Origin of the sequence: Pantoea sp. Lu_F5_004, from assembly GCF_051136245.1 — a bacterium.
In the GTDB taxonomy this organism is placed as follows: Bacteria; Pseudomonadota; Gammaproteobacteria; order Enterobacterales; family Enterobacteriaceae; genus Pantoea; species Pantoea agglomerans.
This window is the reverse complement of the sequence record NZ_CP194946.1, coordinates 3,548,897-3,574,393: the sequence shown is the minus strand read 5'-3', so window position 1 is coordinate 3,574,393 and position 25,497 is coordinate 3,548,897. Positions and strand designations below refer to the sequence as shown.

The window sequence follows — 25,497 nt, the reverse complement described above, 5'->3', positions numbered from 1 at the left end:
GTTTCAGTCAGGCTGGGAATGATTGCATCACACGTATTTTTTTAAAAGATCCGTCTGTAATGGATACTATCAGTCCAATCGCTGCCGCCACTGATATAAACACACTCTCTGGTACAAAAAAACGGCACCGCCAGCCAAACCAGTCCCCTTGCTATTAAGCTGCATGAAATCATACGCCTGGCGCAGTGATAAACAATCCCGGACTCAGGAGCTGCCTAAAATCGCCGTAAGTCGCGACATATCAGTCCGTCAATAAGCCCGACAACTGACCAGCTCTCCGTTGAAAGGGAAACAAGCCACAAGACCACATATTGAGATCTTGGTTTGAGCATCAGGGAGTTTTACACTGTGACATCTTAAAATCCGTGTTCTTATTCTTATACCAAGGCAGGAGCCATGACGAGTCGCCCGCAGATGATCATTAATGTTCTTCAGGCCAATCCTGATGAACAATTCACAGCCCGTCAGCTTGCCCAGAAGATCATCGATCGATACAGCGCAGAGCTTGCCAGTAAACGTCAAAATCCTCGTTTTGCCAGTGATGAAGATTTCTTAAGTCAAATAGCAGCTGAAATAGGTGGGACCAGAACTGTTCAGGCTAAAGCGATGTGTCCTCAGGTTATGACGCGTGACAAGCCGCGACCCAGGCTATTTTACTGGGGTAAGGAAATTGATAATGGTGTGCAACAAGAATCATCTTTTGATATCGCTCCGACTCCCTCTGCTGGGACAGTAAGTTTTTCCGAGCATGCACTTTATCCGCTTCTGATTGAATACCTTTCTGAAGAAGAAGAACTACTTTGCCGTCGTATCGATGAGAGACGTTCAGGCAATAATAAAGGACCTGGAGCAAATCATTGGCTTTACCCTGACATCGTTGCCTTACAGCCCCTTGATAAGGGGTGGGATAGCGTTGTGCAAAACTGCGTACGCTATAGCGAAGGGCGTTTGACGCGTTTGTGGTCATTTGAAGTAAAACGCCAGCTTAACCGCAGCAATGTCAGGGAGTGTTTCTTCCAGGCAGTGAGCAATTCAAGCTGGGCTCATTTCGGCTATCTGGTTGCGACCGAAATAAACGAAGATAAGCAGCGTAGTGTTGAAAAAGAGCTGCAGATGTTATGTGCACTGCATGGCATTGGCGTGATCCTGCTTAATCCGCAAGATCCCGGCAATAGTCAGACTCTTATTCCGGCGCGGGAGCGAACCAGTATTGACTGGCAATCTGTCAATCGTCTGGTTGTAGAGAACAAGGATTTTAAAGAGTTTATTGATCTGGTGTCTGATTATCACCAGACAGGAAAAATACATAAAGCACTGTGGAACCGGTAGCACAGCTCAGGATGTTATTACCTGTATAAAAATCAAAAATACAATTGGTAGATTCAAGCATAGCGCTGATTTGCTACAGGCCCATGCTTTGCATTTGGTTTGCAGAATATGGCAAACCTGACGCCGCCTGCTCTTAAAGGAAAAAGCTACAATCGCTCTACAGCACTAAAATCTGGTAGATAATCCCTTTCATGCCTTCGATTGCTGAATATGGCTAAATGGAAAACGTGCATTCTGATTTTATTAGACTAATCGGAAAGAATTAGCGTGTTGCAGTGATGTTGGCCATTGTTCAAAACAATATGAAAAGTTAAGATACAGAGTTACAGGTCTAATGTATGGACAGGCCTGCACAGTGATGGATTGATACTGCTGATGACTAAATCCAGTTTTGAGTTTCTGAAGGGCGTCAACGACTTTACCTATGCTATCGCCTGCGCGGCGGAAAACAATTATCCGGATGATCCCAACACCACGCTGGTTAAAATGCGTATGTTTGGCGAAGCGACGGCTAAACATCTTGGACTGCTGCTGGGCATTCCTGCCTGCGAGAATCAACACGATCTCCTGCGTGAGCTGGGAAAAATTGCGTTCGTTGATGACACCATCCTTTCTGTATTCCACAAATTGCGCCGCATTGGTAATCAGGCGGTACATGAATACCATAACGATCTTGATGACGCCCAGATGTGCCTGCGGCTCGGCTTCCGTTTGGGTGTCTGGTACTACCGTCTGGTCACCAAAAATTATGACTTCGCGGTGCCTGTTTTTACTTTGCCTGAACGTGGCGAAAATCTTTATCACCAGGAAGTGCTGACGCTGAAACACCAGCTTGAACAGCAGGCACGGGAAAAAGCGCAAAGTCAGTCAGAGCTGGCAGCACAGCAGCAGAAGCTGATTAGCCTGAACGGCTATATCGCTATTCTTGAAGGTAAGCAGCAGGAAACCGAAGCACAAACGCGAGCACGGCTTGCGGCGCTGGAAGCCCAGTTAGCCGAGAAAAATGCGGAGCTGGCGAAACAGACCGAACAGGAACGCAAGGCATACCAAAAAGAGATCACCGATCAGGCCATCAAGCGTACGCTCGACCTGAGTGAAGAAGAGAGTCGCTTCCTGATTGATGCACAGCTGCGTAAAGCAGGCTGGCAAGCTGATAGCAAAGCTTTGCGCTTCTCTGAAGGTGCGCGCCCGGAACCGGGTGTTAATAAAGCTATTGCTGAATGGCCAACCGGTAAAGATGAAACGGGCAAGCAGGGCTTTGCGGACTATGTCTTATTCGTTGGCCTTAAGCCCATCGCAGTAGTTGAAGCGAAGCGTAAAAATATCGACGTTCCCGCCAAACTCAATGAGTCCTATCGCTACAGTAAATACTTCGATAATGCATTCTTACGCGATACGTTGCTGGAGGAGTTCGCTGCCGACGATGTGCACGAAGCGGTGCCTCTCTATGAAATCAGCTGGCAGGATACCAGCGGCGAACAGCGCTTTAAAATTCCTTTCTGCTACTCAACCAACGGGCGTGAATATCGCGCGGCAATGAAGACCAAAAGCGGTATCTGGTATCGTGACGTCCGTCATACTACCAATATGTCCAAAGCATTGCCGGAGTGGCATCGTCCGGAAGAGCTGTCAGATATGCTCGGCAGCGATGCGCACATACAAAATCAGTGGTTTGCTGATAACCCAGGGATGAGCGAGCTGGGCCTGCGCTACTATCAGGAAGATGCCGTGCGCGCAGTCGAAACTGCCATCGTTAATGGGCAGCAAGAGATCCTGCTGGCGATGGCGACCGGCACCGGTAAAACCCGTACCGCGATCGCCCTGATGTTCCGTCTTATCCAGTCTCAGCGTTTTAAGCGCATTCTCTTCCTGGTAGATCGCCGTTCTCTCGGTGAGCAGGCGCTTGGCGCGTTTGACGATACGCGTATTAACGGCGACACCTTTAACAGCATCTTTGATATCAAAGGGCTGACGGATAAATTCCCGGAAGACAGCACCAAAATTCACGTTGCCACGGTCCAGTCGCTGGTTAAACGCACCCTGCAATCGGATGAACCCATGCCGGTTGGCCGTTACGATTGTATTGTCGTGGACGAAGCACACCGTGGCTACATTCTCGATAAAGAGCAGACCGAAGGAGAACTGCAATTTCGTAGCCAGCTTGATTACGTTTCTGCCTATCGCCGTATTCTCGATCATTTTGATGCAGTAAAGGTTGCGCTGACCGCAACGCCCGCTTTGCATACGGTGCAGATCTTCGGTGATCCGGTTTATCGCTACACCTACCGTACTGCGGTAATCGATGGTTATCTGATCGACCAGGATCCGCCGATTCAGATCACGACCCGTAACGCGCAGGATGGCGTTTATCTTGCTCAGGGTGAGCAGGTCGAGCGTATCAGCTCGCAGGGTGAAGTGATTAACGACACCCTGGAAGACGAACAGGATTTTGAGGTCGCCGACTTTAACCGCAACCTGATTATTCCTGCGTTTAACCGCGCCGTCTGTAACGAACTCACTAACTACCTCGACCCCACAGGTATACAAAAAACGCTGGTGTTCTGCGTCACCAATGCCCATGCCGATATGGTGGTGGAAGAGCTGCGAACCGCATTTAAGAAAAAGTATCCGCAGCTGGAACATGACGCGATTATCAAGATTACCGGCGATGCCGATAAAGACGCGCGTAAAGTGCAGACTATGATCATCCGCTTTAACAAAGAGCGGCTGCCCAATATTGTCGTGACCGTCGATTTGCTGACCACCGGCGTCGATATTCCATCGATCTGTAATATCGTTTTCCTTCGTAAGGTACGCAGCCGCATTCTGTACGAGCAGATGAAAGGCCGTGCGACACGTCTGTGTCCGGCGGTGGCGAAAACCAGCTTTAAGATTTTCGACTGTGTCGATATCTATAGCTCGCTGGAAAGTGTCGATACCATGCGCCCGGTGGTTGTCCGTCCTCAGGTCGAACTGCAAACGCTGGTCAATGAAATCACTGATTCCGAGACTTACAAAACCATCGAAGTGGATGGCCGCAGCTTTGCCGAGCACAGCCATGAACAGCTGGTGGCCAAGCTCCAGCGTATTATCGGCCTTGCCACGTTTAACCGTGACCGCAGCGAAATAGTAGATAAGCAGGTGCGTCGTCTTGATGAGCTATGTCAGGACGCGGCAGGCGTTAATTTTAATGGCTTTGCCTCATGCCTGCGGGATAAAGGTGCGCACTGGAGTGCCGAAGTCTTCAACAAACTGCCAGGCTTTATTTCCCGTCTGGAGAAGCTGAAAACTGACATCAACAACCTGAATGATGCGCCAATCTTCCTCGACATTGACGATGAAGTGGTGAGCGTAAAATCGCTCTATGGGGATTACGACACGCCGCAGGATTTTCTCGAAGCCTTTGATTCGCTGGTGCAACGTTCTCCGAATGCGCAGCCAGCCTTACAGGCGGTGATCAATCGTCCGCGCGATCTTACCCGCAAAGGGCTGGTCGAACTGCAGGAGTGGTTTGATCGTCAGCACTTCGAGGAATCTACCCTGCGCAAAGCGTGGAAAGAGACGCGCAATCAGGATATCGCCGCCCGATTAATTGGTCACATACGCCGTGCGGCGGTGGGTGATGCACTGAAGCCGTTCGATGAGCGTGTCGATCATGCGCTGGAGCGCATCAAAGGTGAAAACGACTGGAACAGTGAGCAACTGACCTGGCTCGATCGTTTGGCCACTGCGCTGAAAGAGAAGGTGGTGCTTGACGACGATGTCTTCAAAACGGGCAATTTTCATCGTCGTGGCGGCAAGACGATGCTGCAAAAAACCTTCGATGATGATCTCGATAGCCTGCTCAATAAGTTCAGCGATTACATCTGGGACGAGCCAGCTTAACGCGTTATCATCCCCGGCAATGTCTTCTTCTGCGGCCCCAATAAGGGCCGCTGTTTATTTACGGAACACTCAATGAATAATAACGATCTGGTCGCGAAACTGTGGAAGCTGTGCGACAACCTGCGCGATGGCGGCGTCTCCTATCAAAACTACGTTAACGAACTCGCCTCGCTGCTGTTTTTGAAAATGTGTAAAGAGACCGGCCAGGAAGCAGACTACCTGCCGGAAGGCTATCGCTGGGATGATCTGAAATCCCGTATCGGCCAGGATCAGCTGCAGTTCTATCGCAACCTGCTGGTACATCTGGGTGCCGATAATCAAAAACTGGTGCAGGCGGTGTTCCAGAACGTGAATACCACCATTACCCAGCCCAAACAGTTAACCGAGCTGGTCAGCAACATGGATTCACTGGACTGGTACAACGGCACGCACGGCAAATCCCGCGATGACTTCGGTGATATGTATGAAGGGCTGTTGCAGAAGAACGCTAACGAAACCAAGTCTGGTGCCGGTCAGTACTTCACCCCACGTCCGCTGATCAAAACCATTATTCACCTGCTGAAACCGCAGCCGCGTGAGGTTGTACAGGATCCGGCTGCGGGTACGGCGGGCTTTCTGATTGAAGCCGACCGCTACGTTAAATCGCAGACCAGCGATCTGGATGACCTTGATAACGATACGCAGGATTTCCAGATCCATCGTGCCTTTGTTGGCCTGGAACTGGTGCCCGGCACCCGTCGCCTGGCGCTGATGAACTGCCTGCTGCACGATATTGAAGGCAACCTCGACCACGGTGGCGCTATCCGTTTGGGTAACACGCTGGGTAGCGATGGCGAAACATTACCGATGGCACATGTGGTCGCCACCAACCCACCTTTTGGCAGCGCGGCGGGCACCAACATCACCCGCACCTTCGTTCACCCGACCAGCAACAAACAGCTCTGCTTTATGCAGCATATCGTTGAAACCCTGCTCCCCGGCGGGCGTGCGGCGGTCGTGGTGCCGGATAACGTGTTGTTTGAAGGCGGCAAAGGTACCGAAATTCGTCGTGACCTGATGGATAAGTGCCATCTGCATACTATTCTGCGCCTGCCGACAGGTATTTTTTATGCCCAGGGCGTGAAGACCAACGTGCTCTTTTTCACCAAAGGCACAGTGGCGAAGCCGACTCAGGATAAGAACTGTACCGATGACGTGTGGGTGTACGATCTGCGAACCAATATGCCGAGTTTCGGCAAACGCACGCCGTTTACCGACGATCATTTACAGCCGTTCGAGCGCGTATATGCTGAAGATCCGCATGGTTTGAGCCCGCGTAGTGAAGGTGAGTGGAGTTTTAACGCTGAAGAGGCGGAAATTGCCGATAGCGAAGAGAACAAAAACACCGATCAGCATCTGGCTACCAGCCGCTGGCGCAAATTCAGCCGCGAGTGGATCCGTACGGTTAAGTCCGATTCTCTGGATATCTCCTGGCTGAAAGATAAAGACAGCATTGATGCCGACAACCTGCCGGAGCCGGATGTTTTAGCGGCAGAAGCGATGGGTGAGCTGGTACAGGCGATGGGCGAACTTGATGCGCTGATGCGTGAACTGGGTGCGAGCGATGAAGCCGATGCACAGCGTCAGTTGCTGCAGGAAGCGTTTGGTGAGGTGAAAGGATGAGTGCGGGGAAATTGCCAGAGGGGTGGGTAAATACAGAAATTGGCGATATAGCTGAAATCATCTCAGGCGGCACGCCGAAGTCTGGTAACGCATCTAACTTCGCTCCGACTGGTGAAGGTATTGCCTGGTTAACCCCAGCAGACCTGAGCGGATATAAAAAGAAGTGCATTGCTCGTGGTGCCAGGGATTTATCTATAGATGGCTATTCATCCTGTTCAGCAAAATTGATGCCAGCAGGCGCTATATTGTTCAGCAGCAGGGCTCCAATTGGCTATGTCGCAGTTGCTTCCAATGAAATTGCTACTAACCAAGGTTTTAAGAGCTTTGTTTTTACCGATGATATTTACACTGATTATGCTTATTACTATCTTCGTAACATCAGGCATCTCGCGGAAGAAAAGGGCACAGGTACCACATTTAAAGAGATCTCAGGTAGCTCTGCTAAAACGCTACCCTTCGTTATCGCTCCGCTTGCCGAACAAAAATTCATCGCTGAAAAACTCGATACACTGCTGGCGCAGGTAGACAGCACCAAAGTACGTCTTGAGAAAATCCCAAAAATCCTGAAACGTTTTCGTCAGGCAGTGCTGGGTGCTGCGGTAAGTGGAAAACTAACGGAGTCATTTAGACAAAACTCTAATTATTCATCTTACACATTATTTCTATCAAAAGAGGAAAAAAATATTCAATATGCTGAATTGTGGGGGAAATATCAACTCAAAGACTGCTGCACCATAATTTCTGGCAATGCATTTAAAAGCAGTAATTTTACGATAAATGGAGATGTACCTGTTGTAAAAATATCCAATATTCAATATGGTGAATTTGAAATAAAAAACCAAGAATATTTATCATATGAATATTTAGAAAAATATAGCTCATTCAAGGTTGTAGCCAATGATATACTAATGGCTCTAACTCGTCCGGTCACCAATAATCAGTTAAAAGTTTGTCGTTATCCCCACTCAAAACCAGTTGGTTTGCTAAATCAGCGCGTCTGCAGGTTTATATTTAATGAAAATATCAATAGTGGATTTTTTGAGTTATTGTTCCAATCAGAATATTTTAAAGTGCAGATTTTAGATAACTTATCCGAAACCTTACAACCAAATTTATCACCTATTGATCTCAGAAACTTTACTGTATTCATCCCTCCGCTGCCGGAACAAGCTGAAATCGTCTGCCGCGTAGAACAACTCTTTGCCTACGCCGACACCATTGAAAAACAGGTCAACAATGCGCTGGCCCGCGTCAACAACCTGACGCAATCTATCCTGGCGAAAGCATTCCGGGGTGAACTCACCGCCCAGTGGCGAGCTGAAAACCCGGAACTAATCAGCGGTGAAAACAGCGCTGCCGCGTTGCTGGAAAAGATCAAAGCCGAACGTGCAGCCAGCACAGGTAAAAAAGCCTCACGTAGAAAATCCTGATACTTATTTGATTGCGCACCTTACTGGTGCGCCTCTTATTATTTCCTGCCAGATAAACCGTACGCTTTATATTAAAATGATTTTATAACTTACTTATTTTACTCTGTTTTTAGCTGGACTTTTCTTCTCTTTCCTGATGATATATACAGGTATTTAGCGCGGCGCGGATGTGCGCCAACACACCCGCGCCGCTAATCACAACTACTATTTACGGAGAATAGTAATCATGACTGACGCCCATTCTATTGCACAACTGTCTGAACCAGAAGTCTCTCCTGCAAATAACCGGCAATTAACGGTTAGCTATGCAAGCCGCTATCCGGATTACAGCCGGATACCCGCCATCACCATGAAAGGACAATGGCTGGAAGCTGCCGGTTTTGCCACGGGCACAGCAGTAGATGTAAAGGTAATGGAAGGTTGTATTGTGCTCACCGCCCGGCAGGAGAGCGAACTGATGCAGTCTCTGCGCCAGGTATGCAAGCTGTCGGCGCGGAAACAAAAGCAGGTGCAGGAGTTTATTCAGGTCATTGCCGGTAAACAGAAAGTCGTGTGAATGAAAAGCCGCTCCCGACATCGCATCGGGAGCGGTTAAATGTCAGGACGCGATCACTTCCACAAATACATCAGTTGCCTGACTTTCTTCGCTGTTGACCACATTTTCCTCCTTGCAGACCAGCGCCTTATTACCTGACCGCAAAGAAACGTTATCGCTGAACTTAAAGCTATACCGCTGTGATACAAAGTTAATGCACGGTATCCCATTCCCTGATCGAAGCGAATATTCAATACCTGGCCATCTTCAGCGGTCATCGCCAGCTTACGATGATATTAAATATTACGTGGCGAACAGAATGCCATCACTTTGACTGGTTTTGACCTGCTCACCATTAATTAACATATTGCAATGTTGGTGCTGTCTTCATCGGCAATTTGAAGACGTGCGTATAAAAATGGCTTTCCAAATCAGCATCCTTCGTGAGGCCAGAGCTGATTTTTTTGCCCCGAAACTCTCCGTAAGCATACTCTTCACAAAGCTACTTTCTAAACCTGGCGCAGGAAATCTGGCGGTAGAATTATAAAGAGTGTTATCTGCATTCAGCACTGAGTTATCAAAGTCTATCTGAGTTTTCAGCACGTTGGCGAAATATAAACACAGTAAATATTAGATATATCACTAACTCATGATTGTGTTGAATATTAGACGCAGATCATTTTCATTTTATGATGAGGCATTATGATAAATCACACTCATCTATAAAATGATGAAAGTAGAAGGAGTCAGACATGGCATTAAAAGGAATTTTCACTGTCAATGATGCAGATTACTCACCTTTACTCATGTATGGGATAGGGACGTTTATGGCGTACTCTGGTAACAGGGAATATCGCAATCGTGCAGGATGCATTGCAGTTCCAGACAACGGGCCAATACCTGATGGTTTATATCACATCGTTAAGCGCCCAACCGGTGGCTGGAAAGGTATAATCCGAACTGACTTGCATGATTTCTACTCATGGCCTACTTCAACGCCAGTTATCAAGTATGAATGGTTTGCTTTGTATCGTGATGATGGAAGGATAGATGATCATATGTGGGTTAATAATGTAGAGCGAGGGAATTTCAGACTACATCCTCGCGGGCCTCTTGGTGTATCTTTAGGTTGTATCACTTTGCAACACAGAACTGATTTCATCGCTATTCGGCAAGCATTACTCTCTACATCCCAGGTTAAATTACGTAATGGACTAATGTCTTTTGGCACAATTGAGGTGGTTTTAAATGGAAGCAAAACGTGTCCCAGCGGGGTTTAGAATCCTGATCGCAGTATCTTTGTTTGTAATGACGTTCCTTCTGGTAAGACCGTCAGATCCATCGACACAAGGAGAGCAGCAGTTTTGGACAGAGTTAGCAACGCTATTTAATCAACGCGACATTGAGGGTTTCGTGGGGATTGCGCTATTAGTGATATGTACAATGGTAACACTCATTGGTTATCAGATTATAGTCAGAGCGATTGAGAAGCAACTTAACACTAAGCAATAATTTTATAAGATGTGAATTAATTCTGCAGAAGTTAAAAAATTGCTTATAAATTGAATGATCTAAATTCGCTCACATTGCGTATTAAATTATTATGATATGTACGGCTAAATCTTAGGTTTTTTGCCCAAAAATACGTGCATGCGCAATTGATTGAGTTGCATTGTAACCTGCTCACTGTTTTCTGGTGTACCTCCACCGGGACATCGGGTTTTCGTTGCCTGATTGTTTAATTCACTTTCCTGCAGTCCAATTATCCCCCTGGGAATGAAAGAGACAACACAGGGATGTTTATACGGGATTGAGCCTGCCAGAAAACCGTCTTATTTGCCTGTCGAGGGATAATCTTTCGCCGGAATCGTTTGAACGTATCATCAGCCCTTTTGCTCCATGGAGCCACGCCGGACAGGACTACTAGTTTGATAATCGCTGACATCACCAGCGCTATATCGTCAATATCGAACCAAAGTCCATCTATCCCCTTGCCGGAATGCTTTCCAGACACGGAGAGTGGTCAAAGGAACAACTAAAAGCCATGATACAGTGTGGTGATGTGGTATACCTGAATGATGTGGCTGTTCTGTCCGCCGGGCTGTTTTACACTGACGACAAAGGTAAGTTAATTTGCGGCGATGAAAATGCCTTCAGATTCGGTGGAGCGAAAACACTATCGGTGCGTTTAATCCTGCAGTGAGTAAGCGCGATCACCGTCGCTCTGACGGAAAACCTGCGCCAACCTCATTAAGGCAGCTCAGCGTGGGAGGCGGGAGGCAGCCAGCCAGAAACCTACGGAACGCTTAACATCAAAAAAGTCGGTCGGTTACTCGCTGCTGGCGGTATCTGTAACGATAATAGTGAGGGGTTTCGTATAACGGCTGAACAGTTTGGCGGCAATGTCTTCAGCAACTGATTAGTGTCAGGCGGGGAAACCCCCGGTTAACCTGTATCACAGATTAGATAATAGTTGCTTTAGTCAATTCAACAGGAAAGCTTGCCCCTTAAAATTATAAAGGGCAATAATTAAACTATAGTTAATTGATGTTTTTCGTATTTTAATATAATTATCGTTTGAGCGCTTATTGCACTCTGTACCCGGTACCTGAAATATCAGATAATCGCGGGTGGGTTTTCCCTGGTGTTGACTTGGTCTTTGACCTCCTGACCGCTAAGCATGGTGAGTGCCCGGTGGTCAGGTACTTTTTTAAGTATAGGGTCTGCGCAGGTGTAATAAAAGCTGTCTTAAAAGACAGGGGTAATGGTTCCCATGTGTGATTATCAGGAATGAATGAATGAATTCTGCTATTGAGTTTTTTTTGCGTGATTACGATGAATTTCCGCCAGAATTATCAACCGAACTCTACCGGCTCAGAAGAAAAACATTTCGTGAGAGGCTCGACTGGAAAGTCGAATGCATTGACGGCATGGAAAAGGATCAATTTGACAACGAAAATACGACTTACCTGCTGGGCATGCATAACGGGAAGTTGCTATGTGGTGCACGGTTTATAGATTCGACGCAGCCGACGATGATGAGCGAAGTTTTTCATGAATATTTCGAGGGTATAAGTGGTCTCCCCACAGATATCCCCTGTTGTGAGATTAGCCGGCTGTTTTTAGATAAAGAAAGACGTGACTCTGCAGGCCTGCATGGCTTGCCCGCCAGTAAAGTGTTATTCCTTGCAATGATTTTTTATTGCATGAAGAGAAACTATCGGGGGATGTACGCTGTGGCAAGTCGCGGCATGTATGCAATATTTCGCCATGCAAACTGGAAAATAGAAGTTATTCAGAAAGGCCTTTCTGAAAAGGGGGAAGTTATCTACTACATTTTCATGCCTGCCAGCATGAGCATCGTGGAAGATATTATCACCAGGGACAAAGCCAGTGGCTGGCTTCGTGAGATGTCCCGGCATTTACGCCATCTTTAACCCGTAACGCTGGCTCAGTTGTCCAGCAGCCGGAGCTCCGTTCCAAGTTTTACCGCATGTGTGGCGTTATTCACTCCGAGCTTTTTCATGACGTTGCCCATATGAAATTTTACGGTGCGTTCCGCAATAGATAAAATGACCGCAACTTCGGCGTATGTTTTCCCGGCGCCGACCCACTTAAGTATTTGCCGCTCACGCGGTGACAAAAAAACGTTCTTTTTCTGATGGTGTTGACTGTATAAGTTAAGCGTTTTCTGATGCAATTTAATAAGAAAACTAACTATTTCCGAACGATTTTTTTCCATGTCAATACCAGAATCTTTCTGACTGATAATGGATAGCAAAGCCAGGTTGTTCAGGTAGTCATGCAGAGGGAATGTCTGCCCCTGGAAAATATTATATTGAAAACTTTCATTGAAAATTCGCGTGAGATTGTAGCCGCCTGACAGAATGACATTGTTTTCCCAAAAAAAATCTTCAACACAACGTAAACTCTGAATAATGACAGGATCAATAAATTGATATTTTCTTTCAAGGTATATATCGAACCACTCAGGGTTGTTATTAATAATACGCATCTGTGAAGGGTCTTTCTTGTTCATAATGGCGTAGGCATAGATAACACCCTTGTAATCCTCAAAGAATGCATTCAGTTCATTCTGGATTAACAAATTGATTCTTGTATCGTTGTAGTATGTATCCTTCACGTCAGTATCTACCTCCGGGATGAGTGGATAAACCAGTATAATCCGCTTCGTTAGCTGTTGCTAATCGTATTTTAATCCAGCTAACAGACAGTGCAAATGACATCTGCCAGCAATATCCTGGATATTTTTGCTTTACAAAACGGATGGAAAGACCAGCTTACAAGACTACAGATGGATTATCGGGATTCACAAAAATCTGCGGGGACAGCAGAAAAATTCGAATAATGATTCGCGATTTTAAGTTATTGCGGACTGGAGTGAACCGACAGCAGCATTTTTCATAACAAAACTCATGCTGGCAGGCGTAATTAAACAGGCACCGAGTCAGTATCTGACTACTGATAGTTTTTAAATCCTGATGCTCATGCTCCCCTTCGGCTCCCCGGCGTTACCGGGTCGTCAGTTCTGCTGCGCTAACCCCTGTGGGTTTCGGACATAGGGCCTGATGGCAAACGTTCAGGTCAACCCTGCAGCCGGCTTAACGCCTGCGCTTTCACTGGCCATATAGGTGATGACAAGCGAGTGTTAATCAGCAGGAGGCACATCAGGTTGTGTAAGTAGGCCAGTAACCTGATTACTCTCCTGAACAGCAAGTCTCTATTTTAGCTGATTATTGGTTACTACTGGTTTATGGGATGAGTAAGTGGTGTTTCTATCAGAGGCCAGGGCGCATGGGGATGTACAGGGGCAATGATATGTTGCAGGATGTCCCCTCGCTTTATCAGAAAAGCGTAACAGGGAAGGGGCGTTAATCATGAAAAACAAGATGATGCTGGGTGTCGTATTTCTCTTAACGGGATGCCCCGGGCCTGGCGACCGAATGGTGGAGCGCGAATCTACAACGGCATTTATCAAAGACAAGCAAGTTTGTGTGGTGTCGCCACTGGAGCCACAAGAAAGGATTACTGCCATTCAAATCAACAGCGATAAAGGCAACTCTCTTCACAAGGTTTTTGATGACAAACCAGTTTATATTCCAAAAGGTGAGTGTCTTCCTGTGTTTGGATTTAAGTTCACAACTGGAGAACGTTATTATTTCGCCTGTGATGTTCAATCTGATAAATCAGCGTCGCATTTAGTCACTGCTGATTTTTCTTATTCCAAAGAATAAGGAGGCAGAACATTCACTCAGTTGCCCTAACCACCCTGCAACACCAGCGCTATACTAACCAACCCGAAGCTGGTTACCACTGGCTCCGTACTAAACTGGATAAACGCTCCCTCAATATGAACCCTTGTTGATGAGGTTGTACCTGCATTGAGTCGCCTGACCGGACGCCATCCGCTGAACGGGAAATTGTTACGGCGATGCCGTTCTCTGCCACTGGTCATCGCGCTGCTACTGGTGGGATGCGCCCGCTCTGACGCGCTGTGGACGGTCACGCATGACCTCTGCATGAATAACTATCACTATCGTCGCGATCCGGCTCCCTGCCAGCAAATCTATCTGCCGCAGGACAACACGCAGGGCTACAGCATCATCCAGAATCCTCGCCACAGGTTGCACTTTATTCTGGTGCCCACGGTGGCGATGTCCGGTATTGAGAGCATTACGCTGACGCGCCCCGGACGTCCCGACTATTTCGGCTACGCCTGGTTAATGCGCTATCGTCTGATGGCGGCCTATGGCGCTAAAGTGCCTGAGGATCGGCTCGGCATGGCGCTGAATTCCGCTTATGGCCGCAGCCAGAATCAACTGCATATTCATCTGACCTGCCTGCGGGAAGATGTCTATCGCCAGCTTCAGGCCGAGCGCCCCTATATTAATAATGACTGGCGACCCTTGCCCGACCGTTTACTGAATCACACCTACTATGCCCGTCGCGTTATGCAGCCGACGGCGATGGGGATCTATCCTGTCTCCTCCGTGGCGCGCCATTTCCGGCTGTCGCCGCCGCAGCTGGCAGAGTCTGGTGTGGCGCTCATCCCGGCGACGTTTTCGGGAGAAAAAGGATTTATCCTGCTAACTACCCGGCGCGGCTGGGATAAGGGCAATCGGGCGTCCGTTGAGTCGCTGCTGGATAAACGCTGCGCTATTCTTTCAACGCCGCCAGCTGACGTTGCAGTCGGGAAGTAACTCAACCTTATCGCCCTTAATCCTCCACCGACCCAGCCACTCTGCTGTAATCAAACGTTCTGCCAGCAAGAACCCGGCTGACGAGGACGATCGCCCGCGCAGAAAAACCAGCACATGGCTTATGCCGTAATGAAAGGCCAGCAGCCCGGCGACCCCGTTCTGCAAAGATGGATGCGATCACCCGTGTGCTGCGTGAGAACAGCGCTCCCGCTTTCGCTCAATCCATCCAGTAGGATCCTGTCACGCACACATTATAAATCGCCTCTCTTAAACAGAGTCATCGACAGCGGGAAACTTCTGGTAGAATCCCAATAAATGAAATGGCGTTTCATTTATTTAAAATCATCGGAGGGAATATGTCCAAAAATGCAGCATTACTCCTGGCCACAGGATTTGAAGAAGCAGAAGCGTTTATTACTCTCGATATTCTCAGCCGACTAGGCATCACAGTCACTACCGTTGCCTGTCAGCCTCAGCGTGAGATCGTCAGTTATCACGGCGCCGTCATTAAAACAGATACGCTGATTGAAGAATTACAGGACTCACATTTATTCGATGCTCTGATCATGCCTGGCGGGCCTGAGGGTTCTAAGAACCTGGCCGCCAGTCCTGCTGTGGCTGCTTTAATCCAGAGACATGATGAAGCGGGAATGTTGATTGCGCCAATCTGCTCTGCCGCCGCCCGGGTGCTGGGGGCGAATAACCTGCTGAAAGGCCGTCGCTACACCTGCTCAGGCGAGCTGGGGCTTGAGGTAACAGATGGCGAATACGTGATGGAGGATGTCGTGGAGGATGGCAATCTGCTTAGTGGTCGGGGCCTGGGTGTCGCCTTCGATTTTGCACTAACGCTTGCTCTGCGCCTGACCGGGAATAAGGGGGCGGTTGATTTCCAGGCTGAACATATCTATTACCGTCCGTGGCTGAACAGGTCGCCTCGCTAAACGCCCCTGAATTTCAGTCAGAAACAGAGCGCTGATTTTTGTGATGCCAGCAAAAAGAGACACCGAATCCTCAGTGTCTCTTCAAATCGCCGCCGGGTTCCACTAACGACTGGTAACTGGCTTACCGATACAACGCCGCTTTCCCCACCGAACTAAACAGCGCCATCTTCGTGGCGACCACTTCACTCGCCGCCTGCATCGGTTTAACAAAGAGGGAATTAGGCTCGTGACCCCCAAGCTTCAGTTCCTGCTCCAGCGCCACGAAGAACGCCTTCTTCATATCACTGGAGATATTGATTTTACCGACGCCATAACGAATTGATTCCGCGACCTCGCTGTCTTTGTTGCCCGAACCGCCATGCAGCACCAGCGGGATATCAACCACCTTACGGATCTGCTGCAGGCGCTCGATATCCAGCTTCGGCTGCTTCCCTTTGGGGTAGAGGCCATGCGAAGTGCCGATGGCGACCGCCAGCGTGTCGGTGCCGGTCTCGCGCACAAAGGTCTCGGCCTGCTGCGGATCGGTATAGAGAATCTCGTTACTGCCGCCTTCGCCGCTGCCTTCTGCCACGCCGATGGTGCCCAGCTCCGCTTCCACAGAGACATTAATCGTGTGCGCTATCTCGACAATCTTCTTCGTCAGCGCAATGTTCTGCTCGAAAGGGTGAGAGGAGGCGTCAATCATCACCGAGGTAAAACCGGCGTAGATGGCTTTCATCACCTCTTCCAGCGAGCGGCCATGGTCCAGATGGATCACCACTGGCACGTGCGCCTGAATCGCCAGCGTCCGCAGATAGCCGATAAATTCCGGGCCGGTGAAGGCCATCTCTTCAGGATGGATCTCCAGAATCAGCGGTGAATCCAGTCGCTCGGCAGTCTCAACCGCCACACGTCCAAACTCCGCGCTGGCGATGTTGAACGCGCCAACGCCAAACTGATGCTGTCGGGCAACGCTGAGCAGATCTTTCATGTTGTAAAGCATAGGTTTTATCCTTGTTTTGCAGGAACGGAGATATCTTTTTTCAGGAACAGCAGGATCAGCGCCGTCAGCAGACTGCCTGCGGCAATCGCAAACAGATAACCCATGACATTGCTGATCACGTTAGGAATGAAGATGACGAAAATGCCGCCGTGCGGAGCGCGGGAAGCGCAGCCCAGCATCATTGACAGGGCGCCCGCTAATCCGGAGCCCGCCACGATGGCCGGGATGACGCGCAGCGGATCGGCGACCGCGTAAGGGATCGCGCCTTCGGTAATAAATGACAGGCCGAGGATATAGGTGACTTTGCCGGTTTCCCGCTCCTGCTCGGTAAATTTGCGGCGGAAGAGGGTGGTTGCCAGCGCGATGCCCAGTGGTGGCACCATGCCCGCCGCCATACAGGCGGCAATCGGTCCGTAAACCCCGCTCGACATCAGGCCAATCGCAAACATACAGACGGTTTTATTCAGCGGGCCGCCCATATCAAAGGCCACCATCATGCCGAACAGCAGGCCGAGGATGGCCGCGTTGGTGTTACCCAGCGAACTAAGGAAGTCGGTCAGCCAGCCGAGCAGCATTTTGATCGGCTCACCAATCAGCAGTGCCATCAGTGCGCCGGTCAGCAGCACGCTTAACAGAGGCACGATTAAAATAGGTTTCAGCCCGGCGACCGCTTTGGGCAGATGGATATGGTTATTGATCAGCAGCGTGATGTATCCGGCCAGGAAGCCGGCAATCAGCGCGCCGAGAAAGCCGGAGCCGGTGTGGATCGCCATCATCCCGCCCACGGCGCCCGCCACGATGCCCGCTTTGCCGCTGACAGACTGGCTGATCCCCAGCGCAAGAATCGGCAGCATCAGGGCAAAGGCGGAACCGCCACCGATGTCAGAGAGCATCTTCGCTATCGGGCTGAAGTTCGCGTCCCCTGGTGTGGCCGCCGTAATCCCGAATGAAAAGCTCAGTGCGATCAGAATGCCGCCCGCCACCACAAAGGGGATCATCAGGTTCACGCCGGTGATCAGGTGCACATAAATCTCTGAAATCCATGAACGGGAACCCGACGTCTCACGGGCACTGTTAGCCGGCTCAGATGCACTGGCCTGCGGCGCAGCGTCTGCCAGCCTCGGAGCCAGTTCGCCGTTAACAATGGCGTTTAACAGGCCTTCAGCATCCTTCGCGGCACGGGTAACGGGCACCTCAATCACGTTTTTATGCTGGAAGCGCGCCATCTCAACTTTTTTATCTGCGGCGATCAACACGACGTCAGCCCGATGAATATCGTCGTCGCTGAAAATATATTCGCTTTCAATCGCACCCTGGGTTTCAACTAATACATTCAGGCCCAGTTTTTTAGCCGCTTTTTTTAAATTACTTTCGGCAAGGTAGGTGTGGGCGACACCTGTAGGACAGGCGGTAATGGCAATAATGTTCATAAATGTTCTCCAGTGAAAATTTTATATTTGTTTTTTTCGGTCTGAAGGGATGGCTACAACCTGGAATACCTCCTTTGTTTTTTAATTCATGCTGTTCTCCGGTTTATTCAGGCTCCCGATCGGGATAACAGTAAATGAAACATCTCTTCGCGATGCGGGACATTAAGCAATTGCTCGACGACGTCTTCATCGCCTAACGCGATGGATATTTTGGCGAGCATTTTGATATGGCCCACATCTTTATCGGACTCTTTTACCGCGAACAGAATAACCAGCCGGACTTTGGTGCCGTCGATGGTTTCCCACGGAATATCCTGGCGTAAACGACCCACGGCAATGCGGGTTTTAGCGACGGCAGCAGATTTACCGTGTGGAATAGCAATATGATTTTCAAATCCGGTGGAGCCTAATTCCTCACGCAGATAAACATCTTTCAGAAAAGCGGCTTTATCGGTGACGGCCCCGGTCTGGCAGAGCAGGTCGGTCAGCTGCGAAATAATCTGCTCTTTGGTCTGGCAATCGACATCGAGAATAATGCACTCTTCTTTTAATACTTCGTTAATAGCCACGGCTGTCGTCATTTTGCTTCTCCATTATCATTAATTAATCGAATTCGATACCAGACACTCCGTTACTCTTGCGATATCTTTCGCCGAGAACAGGGCCGAGACATACACCACCGGTTTTTCCAGCGGCTCCAGCCGGATGGTGGAAATCACCACGTCACACTCATGTCGTTTCAGGGAGTCAGCAATATTTTTCCCTGGCACGATGTCGATAATCTTCCAGTCGGGAAAGGCACGGATAATCCGTCCGTAAAGCAGCTGCGAGGTACCCAGACCGCTGGAGCAGACCAGCAATACCCGTTTTACCTTGATGCTGTTTTCGATGGCTGCCTGAATATGCACCGTCAGATAAGCCACTTCGTCATCACTGATCTCATCCAGGCTGTACTCCTGCGTCAGCTGGCTGATCACCGCTTTAACGGCGGCGAACACCGTGCCCAGTTCGGTCTGGATATCATGCAGCAGCGGATTTTTAATCCGGATATGATATCTGAGGCGGTTCAGCATCGGCTTGATATGCGAGGACAATGACGCCTGCAGGTTCTGGTCGGTAGTGATTTCAATGTTGATGCGCTGCGCCACCCGGGCGATCAGCGCCTCAGCAAAACGGGTTTCACGCTCTGAAATCAGGGAGTCATCGTGCTGTGGTGACTCACCGCCCGCCTTACCGGAGGAGACCAGATACTGATAGATGGAGTGAGACTCCTCGGCCACCAGTACCGTGTTGTAGGCGGTCTCAATGCGCTCTATCACCGCCAGTGATACCTGCCATGCGTGATGGTCGCTGACCCGGTTCATCGACACCGCGCGGGCGTCGGTCCTGTGCATCGGCGAGTGACTCCGGTGGATCAGTACCAGAATATGCGTAAATAAATTGATGTAGTAAGGATCGCTTATCGTATATTGCAGCTGCTGTTCAATAAAATTAATTAATTGCAGGGTAAAATGGACAGCCTGCTGACCAAATTTCTCTGAAAGCTCCTGCAGCGTGCTTTCATCCAGACGGCTTTCCATCATGTCCTGACGGTTATAAATCGATTTTAACACCAGCGCTTTCATCGCCATGCGAATATTATGGTCACTGCCTTTTATGCTGGTTCCGACACGACTTTTTAATAAGGTTAAATCAAACTGATGTAACCATGCTTCTAATGTTTTCAAATCATTCACTATCGAAGCGCGGCTGATAAAATATTTATCCGCCAGTTCGCTGATGGAGGAACTTTTTGGTGACAGCATTAATAAATCAGACGCTATTTTCAGCATCCTGAAGTTGCTGCTGAAATCATCCGCCTCGGTTGAGAAAATCCGGCGCGCAGCTATTTCTGACTGTGCGTCAGCGAATTTAATTGTGATCCCTCTCCCACTTTTTCCGCTGAGATTGATTCCCTGGTCAGAAAGTTTTTCGTTAATATCGGCGATGTCGCGGCGCAAGGTTCGGGTGGTGATTGCTGTTTTTTCTGAAATAGCGTGCAGGCTCACATAACTGTTATGAGAAATAAGCTGTCGCATAATCGTCAGTTGCCGTTCAGTCAGCGCCTTCATCATCATCAGGTTCCGCTTAATCTGTTATTCGCCTTGTCAGTTATCATCTAAGCAAAGGCACTATGCCATGTAAATATTAAAACATGGCCACAACTAAGTGGTCAGACTGACCACCCAGCCGCAGTTTGCTGAAATAATGTCTGAAAAGATGAAACAGAGAAAAGCGCCAGAGGAGAGGGGATCAGAGGGAAAGGTGGCCAGGTCGCCATTACTGATTAATGCGCTTCGTCACTAAAAGTGGAAGTGGCTGCCCAATCCATATCGGCAGCCACCCAGGCTAAACACACTTACCTTTCGCGCAGCGCTTCCTTCGCGCGGTTCAGCGGTTTCATCAGATACTCCATGATGGTTTTACTGCCGGTGTGAATCTCGCCCATCGCGATCATGCCGGGATAAACCGGAAACTTTTTGCCCTTTTTATTGACCAGATAATCCTTATCGGTGCGGATGTAGACGCGGTAATAGTACTGATCGCGATGGACTTCATCCTGGATGGTGTCAGGTGAGATAGAGGCCACTTTACCCTCCAGACCGCCATAGATGTTGTAGTCGTAGGCCGTGAGCTTCACCACGGCACGCTGGCCGGGCGTGATAAAGGCGACATCGCGCGGAGCAATCTGCGCCTCAATCATCAGTTGCTCATCCAGCGGCACAATCTCCATCAGATTACCGCGCTGTGGGATAACGCCGCCAACCGTATTGACCTCGATATCTTTAACAATGCCTCTGACCGGCGTAACAATCACCGTGCGCTTCAGCGAGTCAGCGCGTCCGATAATAATGGAGCGCTGAGACGCCGCTTCGGCATTGGCTTTCGCCAGCTCTTCACGTGCCTGAACGATATAGTGATTCTCAGCGTCGTTGAGCTTGTTTTGCAGATCGTTCGCCTGGCGTTTCAGCCGCAGCACTTCCACATTACTGGCTGCGCCTTTAGCCACCAGCGAAGAGGTCAGCCGCAACTCGCGGTTGATCAGCTCCAGCGCTTCGGTCAGGCCGCTGATGGTCTTGCTGTAGTTTTCACGGCGCGACTGATAAAGCGCGGTTTCAGCAGCCACCAGTGGCGGATCGGCTAATACCTCTGGCGGAAAGCTCAGAGGTGTACCAGCGGTCTCAGCCTGTAAGCGGGCCGCCGTCGCCAGCGCGGCACGTAACCGTGAGGTGCTCTCCTGCACACCTGAATCAATCTGGGTCGGATCCAGCAGGGCCAGCACCTGACCCGCCTCAACCACATCGCCTTCGTGAACCTTCAGCTCTTTCAGGATCCCGCCCTCCAGCGACTGAATAATCTGCTCGTGTGAGCTTGGCACTACTTTGCCGACACCGACGGTAACTTCATCCAGTTCGAAGTTCGAGGCCCAGATAAAGAACAGCACCAGCATGATCAGCACCGACAGGATGATCAGACCGCCAGAAGAGACCCGCTTACGGGAACGCTGATACTTCTTTTTACGGAATAAGGAGAAACTCATATCTGTGCTCCCTGCGGTTTAACGTTCACTTTGCCCTGATGCGGCGCTGCGCTGGCCTCGGGCCTGGTGATAAGCATCTCGGCTTTCGTTCCATCCCGCGCAATCCTGCCTTTGTCGATCAGCATAATGCGATCAACCAGCTGCAGTACCGCCGGACGATGAGTGGCGATAATCAGCGTCCGGTTGCCCATCCACGTCATCAGCCGCTCAATCAGATGTTTTTCCGCGCTATCATCCAGCCAGGCGGTAGGCTCATCCAGCAGCAGTACGCTGGGCTGGCGGAGCAGGGTGCGCGCCAGCAACAGCTGCTGACGCTGACCGCCAGACAATCCTTTGCCGCCCTCCTGCAACAGGTAATCCATGCCCTCCGGCAAGCGCTGAATAAAGTCGAGTGCGCCGCTGATCTCCAGGGCCTGAAGCATCTCCTCTTCGGTCGCCAGCGGCATGCCCAGGCGTAAGTTCTCACGGATCGTGCCGTAAAAAAGGGAGGAGGTCTGGGTAAGCAGCCCCACATCACGCCGCACATCCAGCGGATCGATAGAGGAAAGACGCACACCATCCAGCAGCAGTGCACCTTCGCCCGGTTGCAACAGGCCCGCCATCAGTTGCAGCAGCGTCGATTTACCGGAACCATTACGCCCCAGCAGCGCCACTTTCTCACCGGCTTTAATCGTCAGCTTTTTCACCGTCAGCACCGGGTCAGGGGAGTTCGGGTCGTAGCGATAGATGACGTCGGAGAGGGCATATTCGCCGTTAATGCGCGGACGATGAACCCGGATGCTGCGCTCTGGCTGATCGATCTCACTGTTAAGCAGGTTCTCCAGTCCTTCACGCGCCACTTTGGCCTGCTGCCAGCGGCCAAATATCATCGCCAGTTGTCCCAGCGGTGCCATCATGCGTGACGCCAGCATCGAGCAGCCGATTAACACGCCGGTAGAGAGGTCGCCACTCATGGCAAAGAAGGCACCCACCAGCACCACGCCCACGTAAGCAATAGTCTGAACTTCGCTGGTCCAGCTCATCAGCAATCCGCTGATAAAACGCTGCTTCTGCGAAGATTTACTGATTACCTCGTTGAGGTGATTCCACTGGTTCTGAAAGTAGGGCTCTGCGCGCAGCAGCTTGATGTCATCCATGCCCTGTACGGTCTCAACCAGCATGGCGCTGCGAACCGCGGACTCGCGCATGGTCGCTTTGGAGAGCTTCGCCAGCGAACCCTGTGCCAGCAGGCCCGGAATAACAATCAGCGGAATCGCCGCCAGCGGAACCAGCACCAGCCATCCACCCAGTAACCAGAGGATAAAGAGAAAGATGATTAAAAAAGGCAGATCGGCAATCGCAGAAATGGTGGTCGAGGTAATCAGTTCACGGATCTGTTCCAGCTCGCGGATCTGCGCAATAAAAGAGCCGGTGGATTTGGGCCGCTGATCGTTACGGATACGCAACGCGTGACCAAAGACGCGGTCGGAGATGCGCAGATCCGCACTTTTACCTGCCATATCAGAGATATGCGTGCGGATAATGCGCATTACAAAAACGCAGGTCAGGGCGATCATTACGCCACCGAACAGCACCCAGAGTGAGGGAACGGACTGGGAAGGGATCACCCGATCATACACCTGCATGGTGAACAGCATCGCGGAGAGACCCAGCACGTTGGAGATCAGCGACGCAAACATCACGTTTACATAGGCTGGCCACTCCCGAAGAATGGTCTGCCACAGCCAGTCAGCACGATGCGGCTTGATATAGTCATCTACCCGCGCATCCGGCACCGAGGACTCCGGCTTCGCCAGCAGTACGCGCTGCGCATGCTGCGACAGCTCTTCAAGACTCAGCGTGGTCTGCAGCTGTTTTTCGCCGCTCAGCATCACGCTGACTTTGTCTTCTTCGCCTGCCGTGGTGATGACGCCGACGCCGCGGGGACCAAAATCGACGATCAGCGGCATCCGCCAGGGATCGAGCTGATCCGGATGAAATTCATCAAAAATGACCAGCAGGCCGAGCTGGCGGGCCATATTTTCAATCAGCGCATCCTGTGAAAGATGCTGCATATGCCATTCCGCTTCCCCTTTCACCCGTTCAGGTGAACCATCAAGCCGGTAATGTTTAGCCACCAGCAGCAGTGCTTCAAGCCAGGGGGTATAAGCCTTTTTTACCTCAGGCTGGGCTGAAGCACTCTCCCTGTCAGATATCGTGTTCATTATCGTCTTCTCTTCGTTGCTGACAGAATTACGGCGCAATGCGCAGTCCCTGGATCACTTTATTATTTAAATCAAACGCGTCGCGGGCCATTCCGGTCACCACCAGATAATTAACGGAGGAGGCCCAAAGATCGCAGCGGGCGTTAATTAAATCCTGCTGGGCGCGACTTATTTCCTGTTCGGCATTGAGTAAGTCGAGAACATTTCGATTACCTAAAGATAAATATTGTTCCCGGTACAGAGCGCGTGTTTCCATAATGGTTTTCATCCGGCTGCTCAGCAAAGTGATATTTTTTTGCAATCCTTTAACGCTCTGGAAATAATTTCGCTGCTGATCGCTAATCTCCAGTTTCTTACTGGAAATAGTGGTCCTGGCTGCTTCCAGCGCTCTGGCACTGGCGCTTTCCTGCGCCACTAATGCGCCGCCCTGATAAAGGGTGCTGTTCACCGAAAGATAAACGTTCTGGTACTGGCTATGGCGCTGATAATCCGCAATGTCGCCGATATATTTATTGGTGTTGGCTTCAAGCGATAAAGTGGGGTAGCGCTGCGCTTTGTAATTACGTAACTCTGCCAGGGCGACGGCAGCATCTGCCTGGGCCACTAAAATGGTCGGGTTACGGTTTAAATCGATCCTGGCGCTTTGACGCTCAATCAGGGGCAACAGGGAGACCGGCGCGGATATTTTCTTCTCTGCGACCGGCTGACCGAGTAGCGATTGCAGATGGTATTTCTGCTGCTCCAGTTTGATTTCCAGATCCAGCTGTGACGCCTGGGCGGCTTCAACGCGTGCCTGGGCCTGAACCGGATCCACACGGGTGCTGGCCCCGGCCTCGGCGCGCATTTGCGTCAGTGCCAGGATGTCACGCAGTGCTTTTACCTCTTTTTTTGCATTATCAAGCAGCTGCGTTGATCGATAAACCTCATTCAGTGCCAGTGCGGTCTGCTCAATAATGGTGTCGATCTGCATCAGGACCGTGGCCTGCTGGCGCAGATATTTCGCGCTGGCCTGATCGACCGCGCTGCCGGTTTTACCAAAGTCGTAGAGCATCTGAGAAAGGCCGACGGTCGCGATATGGCCGCTGCCTTCATCCTGCTGTCGACCCGTGGTGATGCCCGCTTTTATGGCAGGCAGATAGCCCGCTTTCGCGGCATCAATGGTGAATCCTGATGACTCCAGCGTCGCAATGCTGCTGCTGATGGAGGGGTGATGATTAACCGCCAGTTGAATGGCCGCCTGCCAGTCAGCCGGAAAGCTGTCAGCCCCGTTTGATTCTGCAGGCTGCATATCAATTTTT

At 50.1% G+C, this 25,497-nt stretch carries 18 protein-coding genes and 4 pseudogenes; 11 read left to right on the top strand and 11 right to left on the bottom strand.

Features of this window, described 5'->3' with window-relative positions:
- Nucleotides 1–7 precede the first annotated feature (7 nt).
- A pseudogene (locus tag ACR8BN_RS16600) lies at nt 8–263 on the bottom strand (DUF4400 domain-containing protein); the annotation flags it as partial.
- A 133-nt stretch (nt 264–396) separates the two neighbouring features.
- On the opposite strand from ACR8BN_RS16600, the gene ACR8BN_RS16595 reads away from it, so the two are divergent.
- The 5 genes from ACR8BN_RS16595 to symE all read left to right on the top strand — a co-directional run bounded on the left by ACR8BN_RS16595 (nt 397) and on the right by symE (nt 8,862).
- A complete protein-coding gene (locus ACR8BN_RS16595) occupies nt 397–1,329 on the top strand; it encodes a COG2958 family protein (RefSeq protein WP_033769569.1) in 933 nt (310 codons plus the stop codon).
- A 375-nt stretch (nt 1,330–1,704) separates the two neighbouring features.
- The gene (gene hsdR, locus ACR8BN_RS16590) at nt 1,705–5,214 is read left to right on the top strand and encodes a type I restriction-modification system endonuclease (RefSeq protein WP_434747130.1); all 3,510 of its coding nucleotides are present in this window, start codon (nt 1,705–1,707) and stop codon (nt 5,212–5,214) included.
- A 72-nt stretch (nt 5,215–5,286) separates the two neighbouring features.
- A complete protein-coding gene (locus ACR8BN_RS16585) occupies nt 5,287–6,876 on the top strand; it encodes an N-6 DNA methylase (RefSeq protein WP_434747129.1) in 1,590 nt (529 codons plus the stop codon).
- Nucleotides 6,873–8,306, top strand: coding sequence for a restriction endonuclease subunit S (locus ACR8BN_RS16580; RefSeq protein ID WP_434747128.1), 1,434 nt, complete (start codon nt 6,873–6,875; stop codon nt 8,304–8,306). The genes ACR8BN_RS16585 and ACR8BN_RS16580 overlap by 4 nt, the downstream gene beginning before the upstream one ends.
- Nucleotides 8,307–8,532: 226 nt before the next feature.
- Nucleotides 8,533–8,862, top strand: coding sequence for an endoribonuclease SymE (symE, locus tag ACR8BN_RS16575; RefSeq protein WP_187484359.1), 330 nt, complete (start codon nt 8,533–8,535; stop codon nt 8,860–8,862).
- Nucleotides 8,863–8,904: 42 nt separating this feature from the next.
- Here symE and ACR8BN_RS16570 read toward each other — a convergent pair.
- Nucleotides 8,905–9,182: pseudogene (locus tag ACR8BN_RS16570) on the bottom strand (hypothetical protein); the annotation flags it as partial.
- A gap of 411 nt (nt 9,183–9,593) precedes the next feature.
- Here ACR8BN_RS16570 and ACR8BN_RS16565 point away from each other — a divergent pair.
- From ACR8BN_RS16565 to ACR8BN_RS16555, 3 genes and pseudogenes are all read left to right on the top strand, one after another.
- Nucleotides 9,594–10,121, top strand: coding sequence for a DUF2778 domain-containing protein (locus ACR8BN_RS16565; protein ID WP_073970690.1), 528 nt, complete (start codon nt 9,594–9,596; stop codon nt 10,119–10,121).
- Nucleotides 10,122–11,137: 1,016 nt separating this feature from the next.
- A pseudogene (locus ACR8BN_RS16560) lies at nt 11,138–11,245 on the top strand (hypothetical protein); the annotation flags it as partial.
- Between the two features lie 394 nt (nt 11,246–11,639).
- Entirely contained in the window at nt 11,640–12,278 is a 639-nt protein-coding gene (locus ACR8BN_RS16555) for an acyl-homoserine-lactone synthase (protein WP_069025773.1), read from the top strand.
- Between the two features lie 14 nt (nt 12,279–12,292).
- On the opposite strand, the gene ACR8BN_RS16550 is transcribed toward ACR8BN_RS16555, so the two are convergent.
- A complete protein-coding gene (locus ACR8BN_RS16550) occupies nt 12,293–12,985 on the bottom strand; it encodes a helix-turn-helix transcriptional regulator (RefSeq protein ID WP_332837955.1) in 693 nt (230 codons plus the stop codon).
- Between the two features lie 754 nt (nt 12,986–13,739).
- Between ACR8BN_RS16550 and ACR8BN_RS16545 the strand changes: the two genes are divergently transcribed.
- The 3 genes from ACR8BN_RS16545 to ACR8BN_RS16535 all read left to right on the top strand — a co-directional run bounded on the left by ACR8BN_RS16545 (nt 13,740) and on the right by ACR8BN_RS16535 (nt 16,003).
- On the top strand, nt 13,740–14,096 hold the full coding sequence (locus ACR8BN_RS16545) for a putative T6SS immunity periplasmic lipoprotein (RefSeq protein ID WP_434747127.1): 357 nt from the start codon (nt 13,740–13,742) through the stop codon (nt 14,094–14,096).
- A gap of 186 nt (nt 14,097–14,282) precedes the next feature.
- Nucleotides 14,283–15,062 carry a CDP-diacylglycerol diphosphatase gene (locus tag ACR8BN_RS16540; protein ID WP_434747594.1) on the top strand — a complete coding sequence of 260 codons (780 nt, stop codon included), beginning with the start codon at nt 14,283–14,285 and terminating at the stop codon, nt 15,060–15,062.
- A 356-nt stretch (nt 15,063–15,418) separates the two neighbouring features.
- On the top strand, nt 15,419–16,003 hold the full coding sequence (locus tag ACR8BN_RS16535; RefSeq protein ID WP_434747593.1) for a DJ-1/PfpI family protein: 585 nt from the start codon (nt 15,419–15,421) through the stop codon (nt 16,001–16,003).
- 121 nt (nt 16,004–16,124) lie between these two features.
- Here ACR8BN_RS16535 and ACR8BN_RS16530 read toward each other — a convergent pair whose 3' ends face one another.
- The 8 genes and pseudogenes from ACR8BN_RS16530 to ACR8BN_RS16495 form a co-directional block, all read right to left on the bottom strand.
- Nucleotides 16,125–16,985, bottom strand: coding sequence for a ketose-bisphosphate aldolase (locus ACR8BN_RS16530; protein ID WP_434747126.1), 861 nt, complete (start codon nt 16,983–16,985; stop codon nt 16,125–16,127).
- A gap of 5 nt (nt 16,986–16,990) precedes the next feature.
- Entirely contained in the window at nt 16,991–18,415 is a 1,425-nt protein-coding gene (locus ACR8BN_RS16525) for a PTS fructose transporter subunit IIC (protein ID WP_434747125.1), read from the bottom strand.
- A gap of 107 nt (nt 18,416–18,522) precedes the next feature.
- On the bottom strand, nt 18,523–18,996 hold the full coding sequence (locus tag ACR8BN_RS16520; RefSeq protein WP_022625347.1) for a PTS sugar transporter subunit IIA: 474 nt from the start codon (nt 18,994–18,996) through the stop codon (nt 18,523–18,525).
- 18 nt (nt 18,997–19,014) lie between these two features.
- Nucleotides 19,015–20,046 carry a BglG family transcription antiterminator gene (locus tag ACR8BN_RS16515; protein ID WP_230873606.1) on the bottom strand — a complete coding sequence of 344 codons (1,032 nt, stop codon included), beginning with the start codon at nt 20,044–20,046 and terminating at the stop codon, nt 19,015–19,017.
- Nucleotides 20,047–20,097: 51 nt separating this feature from the next.
- Nucleotides 20,098–20,493 (bottom strand): annotated as a pseudogene (locus tag ACR8BN_RS16510) (HTH domain-containing protein); the annotation flags it as partial.
- Between the two features lie 320 nt (nt 20,494–20,813).
- The gene (locus tag ACR8BN_RS16505; RefSeq protein ID WP_434747124.1) at nt 20,814–21,995 is read right to left on the bottom strand and encodes an HlyD family efflux transporter periplasmic adaptor subunit; all 1,182 of its coding nucleotides are present in this window, start codon (nt 21,993–21,995) and stop codon (nt 20,814–20,816) included.
- Nucleotides 21,992–24,199 carry a type I secretion system permease/ATPase gene (locus ACR8BN_RS16500; protein ID WP_434747123.1) on the bottom strand — a complete coding sequence of 736 codons (2,208 nt, stop codon included), beginning with the start codon at nt 24,197–24,199 and terminating at the stop codon, nt 21,992–21,994. Before ACR8BN_RS16500 ends, ACR8BN_RS16505 begins: the two co-directional genes overlap by 4 nt.
- A 28-nt stretch (nt 24,200–24,227) precedes the next feature.
- Entirely contained in the window at nt 24,228–25,487 is a 1,260-nt protein-coding gene (locus ACR8BN_RS16495) for a TolC family outer membrane protein (protein WP_434747122.1), read from the bottom strand.
- Between the last annotated feature and the right edge of the window lie 10 nt (nt 25,488–25,497).